The 4,900-nt window shown below is 65.6% G+C and carries 4 protein-coding genes and 1 pseudogene; all 5 read left to right on the top strand.

Annotated elements, in window-relative coordinates:
* Positions 1–268 precede the first annotated feature (268 nt).
* Complete coding sequence (locus K789_RS0101045) at positions 269–1,624, top strand: cation:dicarboxylate symporter family transporter (protein WP_024365128.1); 1,356 nt, start codon at positions 269–271, stop codon at positions 1,622–1,624.
* Positions 1,625–1,909: 285 nt separating this feature from the next.
* Positions 1,910–2,809, top strand: coding sequence for a ParA family protein (locus K789_RS0101040; RefSeq protein WP_024365127.1), 900 nt, complete (start codon positions 1,910–1,912; stop codon positions 2,807–2,809).
* 8 nt (positions 2,810–2,817) lie between these two features.
* Complete coding sequence (locus K789_RS0101035; RefSeq protein ID WP_024365126.1) at positions 2,818–3,672, top strand: segregation and condensation protein A; 855 nt, start codon at positions 2,818–2,820, stop codon at positions 3,670–3,672.
* A complete protein-coding gene (gene scpB / locus K789_RS0101030) occupies positions 3,669–4,343 on the top strand; it encodes an SMC-Scp complex subunit ScpB (protein ID WP_024365125.1) in 675 nt (224 codons plus the stop codon). Before K789_RS0101035 ends, scpB begins: the two co-directional genes overlap by 4 nt.
* 110 nt (positions 4,344–4,453) lie before the next feature.
* Positions 4,454–4,900, top strand: a pseudogene (locus tag K789_RS0101025) (pseudouridine synthase); the annotation flags it as partial.

Below are 4,900 nucleotides of genomic sequence, written 5' to 3'. Positions count from 1 at the left end.
GGCCGGCTTCGTTGTAGGCGTGGTCGCGCGCGTCAACGAAGGTGGCGGTGCCGACGATGGCCGTCAGGGCGAGCATAAAGAGCAGATGGGCCACAAACAGCCGCCTGGCGATGCTCCAGCGGTGGATCATCAACACCTTCCATGACCAATATGAACGCAACGGTGATGCGCGTCACTGCATCCCCAATGATGGTGGAACACGCAGAACGGACGTGATGGGCCCACAGCCTGTGCCGCACCTACGTCCAGCCTATCCAAGGAGAACACCATGACCTCTCAACGAGGAGAGTCAGCAGCATCGGCCGCGACGCCGGTCAAGAAGCGCAAAAGGCTCGACAAGTCCCATTATCTCTACATCGCGGTCATCGCGGCCGTTATCCTCGGCGCCCTGGTCGGGCTGTTGTTCCCTGAGGTCGGCAAGTCCCTGAAGCCGCTGGGCGACGGGTTCATCAAACTCATCAAGATGATGATCGCCCCGGTCATCTTCTGCACGATCGTCCTGGGCATCGGTTCGATCGCCAAGGCGGCCACCGTCGGCAAGGTCGGCGGACTGGCCCTGGCGTACTTCATGGTGATGTCCACCTTCGCGCTCGCCATCGGCCTGGTCGTCGGCAACCTGATCCACCCGGGCGAGGGCCTGAAGCTCGCGCCCTACGACCCGAACAAGAAGGCGGCCACCGACAGCACGGTCGACTTCCTGCTGGGGATCATCCCGGGTGACATCCCGGTCCTGCCGACCCTGCTCGCCGCGCTCCTGGTCGGCTTCGCCCTCCAGCAGATGGGCCAGCAGGGCGCCCCGATCCTCAAGGCCGTCGGCCACGGCCAGGCCCTCGTCTTCCGCATCCTGGTCATGATCATGTGGCTGGCCCCGGTCGGAGCCTTCGGCGCGATCGCCGCCGTCGTCGGCGCCACCGGATTCCAGGCCATCATCAGCATGGCAACCCTGATGGGCGCCTTCTACATCACCTGCGCCCTGTTCATCGTCGTGATCCTCGGCGGCCTGCTCAAGGTCGTCGCCGGCGTCAGCATCTTCCGGCTCATGAAGTACCTCGGCCGTGAATACCTGCTGATCTTCTCCACGTCGTCCTCCGAAGCCGCACTGCCGCGCCTGATCGCGAAGATGGAACACCTCGGCGTGTCCAAGCCGGTCGTCGGCGTCACCGTCCCCACCGGCTACTCCTTCAACCTTGACGGCACCGCCATCTACCTGACCATGGCTTCCCTGTTCGTCGCCAACGCCATGGGCACCCCGCTGGATCTCGGCGCCCAGGTGTCCCTGCTGATCTTCATGATCATCGCCTCCAAGGGCGCTGCCGGTGTCACCGGCGCCGGCCTGGCCACCCTGGCGGCAGGGCTGCAGGCCCACAAGCCGGAACTGCTCGGCGGCGTCGGCATGATCGTCGGAATCGACCGCTTTATGTCCGAGGCCCGCGCCCTGACCAACTTCACCGGCAACGCCGTCGCCACCGTGCTGATCGGCACCTGGGTCAAGGAGATCGACGGCGGACGGGTCGAGCGGGTCCTCGCCGGGAACGAACCCTTCGACGAGCAGACCATGCTGGCCGGACACGCTACGCAGGAGGAGACCGCGACTCCGGCGCAGCCCGTTCTGGCCAACGCCTAAGCCGCTGCACCTCCCGCCAGGCACCTGCTAAAACCGCCCGGAGGCCTGAAGGCCTCCGGGCGGTTTTGTGCGCCCCGGCAGCAACCTTCGACTTCTACCAGAGGGTTGAGGCTCAAATATTGGCCGCTGTCAAGGTCCGCTGAATACCGTGTCGGGCGCTGTAACCTTGGGAGGAATAAGATCGGCGCTGGACGTCCAGAGCTGAAGTCTCAAGCAGGCTGAAGTCTCAAGCAGGCAGCAATACCAGGCACGACAATCACCGTCATCGAAAGTGTGGATAGATACGTGAGCAGCGAACAGGGTTCAGCAACTCTGGTAGGCATCGAACTCGATCTGGAAGACGCCGTCATGGGCCCCACCGGGCGCCCTCAACGCGACTTTCCGGAGCCCGCGCCGCTGTCATCCCACGGCCCCGCGCGGGTCATCGCCATGGTCAACCAGAAGGGCGGAGTGGGTAAAACCACCTCCACCATCAACCTTGCCGCCGCGCTGGCCGAATTCGGCCGCCGTGTGCTCGTTGTGGACTTCGACCCGCAGGGTGCCCTCTCGGCCGGCCTGGGCATCAACCCGCACGAACTGGACCTCACGGTCTACAACGTCCTCATGGACCGCAAGGTCGACATCCGCGACGCCATCCACAAGACCGGCGTGGAAAACCTGGACCTGCTCCCGGCCAACATCGACCTCTCCGCCGCGGAAGTCCAGCTCGTCAACGAGGTTGCCCGCGAACAGGTGCTGGACCGGGCCCTGAAAAAGGTCGAGGATGACTATGACGTCGTCCTGATCGACTGCCAGCCCTCGCTGGGCCTGCTCACGGTCAACGCACTGACGGCCGCCCACGGCGTCATCATTCCGCTGATCTGCGAGTTCTTCGCTCTGCGCGCCGTCGCCCTGCTGGTTGAGACCATCGACAAGGTCCAAGACCGGCTGAACCCGCGGCTCCAGGTCGACGGCGTCCTCGCCACCATGTACGACGCCCGCACCCTGCACAGCCGGGAGGTGATCTCCCGCCTCGTGGAGGCCTTCGGCGACAAGGTCTTCGAGACCGTCATCAAGCGGTCCATCAAGTTCGCCGACGCCACGGTCGCGGCCGAGCCCATCACCAGCTACGCGGGCAACCATATCGGCGCCGACGCCTACCGGAACCTGGCCAAAGAGCTCATTTCGCGCGGCGGCGCACCCTAGTCAGGGCCGTGGCAGAAACAGGCCCTCCCACAGCGCAGCCGGAGCTTGATCAGGCCGGGAAGAAGCCCGGCTTCGAGGTCCGGCTGGCGAACTTCACCGGCCCCTTCGACCTCCTGCTGGGCCTGATTTCCAAACACCAGCTGGACATCACGGAAGTGGCGCTGTCCACCGTCACCGATGAGTTCATCAAGTACATCAAGCGCCTGCAGAACCTGGGCGAGGAGTGGGCCCTTGATGAAGCCAGCGAATTCCTCGTCATCGCCGCCACCCTGCTGGACCTCAAGGCCGCCCGGCTGTTGCCTGCCGGCGAAGTTGAGGACGAGGAGGACATCGCGCTGCTGGAAGCGCGCGACCTCCTTTTCGCCCGGCTCCTGCAATACAAAGCGTTCAAACACGTGGCGGGCATGATGGGTTCCACCCTCGAACTCGAGGCCCGGCGCTATCCGCGGCAGGTGGCGCTGGAGGGGCACTTCGCGGCACTTCTGCCGGAGCTCCTCTGGCGGCACACCCCGCAGCAGTTCGCCGGCCTGGCCGAGGCCGCGCTCAAGCCCAAGGAAGCGGCGCCCACCGAGGTGGGCCTCGCCCACCTGCACGGCACCGCCGTCAGCGTCAAGGAGCAGGCCGAACTGCTGGGCATCCGGCTGCAGCGAGGCACGCCGCTGACCTTCCGGGCCCTGATCGCCGACGCCGAATCCACCCTCGTGGTGGTGGCACGCTTCCTGGCGCTGCTGGAGCTGTTCCGGGACAAAGCGGTGGCCTTCGAACAGCTGCTCCCGCTGGGGGACCTGACAGTGCGCTGGACCGCCGACGGCGGGGCCTGGAGCAGCGAAAACCTGAGTGAAGAATATGAGGAGCAGCCGTGAATGACACCCAGCCTGAGCCGGCGGTGGGGACCGGCCCCGACGTCAGCAGCCTGCCGGGCGGCGCCCGCGCGGCCCTCGAAGCCGTCCTGATGGTGATCGACCAGCCGGCGACGGCGACGGAGCTCGCCTCCGGACTGAACCTGACCGTCGACGTCGTCGAGGAACTGCTCGCGGAACTGCAGCGGGAGTATAACGGCTATACTGTTAATGCCCCGGCTGTGGACGACGCCAGTACTGCTATCAATAGTGGCGGTTTCAGTGCCACTCCCCGGGGTTTTGAATTGCGGAATATCGCCGGAGGCTGGCGGATCTATTCCCGCGCTGAGTTCGCCGATATTGTCGGCGCGTTCGTGCTGGAGGGACAGACAGCCAGGCTGACGCAGGCGGCGCTCGAAACGCTCGCCGTCATCGCTTACCGCCAGCCTGTTTCCAGGGCGCGGGTGTCTGCAATTCGAGGAGTTAATGTTGACTCCGTCGTGCGGACGCTGACGCAGCGCGGGCTGATCGAAGACTCGGGAACCGATCCTGAATCCGGGGCCATCCTGTACCGCACGACGTCGTATTTCCTGGAGCGGATGGGAATCGGCTCGGTGGCGGAATTGCCGCACCTTTCACCCCATCTTCCGGGGCTGGAAGGCATCGAAGAGTTCTACGACGCAGCAAGAATGTAGGCAGGAACAACTGCCTGCGCACGGGAATCCACCGGGGCAGAAGCTTTTTGCCCCAGCCGGCGGGTGTTGTCGGGAGACAGCGGCCGTTGGCCAATAACGAAGGACGGGTCATGACACAGGCGGGACGCCAGGGTTCACCACGTAACAGTTCGGGACGCAACAGTGCCGGACAAAATTTTGCCGGACGCAACAGCGCCGGACAAAACTCAGCGCAGGGCTCAGGCCGCGGCGCACAAGGCGGCGGAAGCCGCAGCGGCGGAGCCGGCTTCAAGGGCGGCGGAGACCGCCCCTTTAAGCGCCCCAAGCCCCGCGAAGAAGCCTTCATCGATCCGGACCTGCAGGGCCCCGACGGCGCGCCCGCGGCGGCCCGGCCGGCCTCCGGGGACTGGAAGTCCAAGGCTCCCTCCGGCAAGGAGGCAGCCCGCAAAGCCGCCGCCCGCAAGCCCGGTTTCGGCAAGGCGCCCGGTACCCCCGGTGCCCTCAAGCCCAAACCGCGCACCGGCGCCGCGAAGTCCGCGGGCCCCCGCGCCTTCGGCAGCGAACGCTTCGGCCAGAAC

The sequence above is a fragment of the Arthrobacter sp. TB 26 genome, assembly GCF_000427315.1.
In the GTDB taxonomy this organism is placed as follows: Bacteria; Actinomycetota; Actinomycetes; order Actinomycetales; family Micrococcaceae; genus Arthrobacter.
Note: the sequence above shows the minus strand (reverse complement) of the source record. Positions and strands in the feature narration are given on the sequence as shown.

Bases quoted from the DNA above. Each gene is read 5' to 3' on its own strand.
- K789_RS0101045 (WP_024365128.1), top strand. From the start codon at position 269: ATGACCTCTCAACGAGGAGAGTCAGCAGCATCGGCCGCGACGCCGGTC.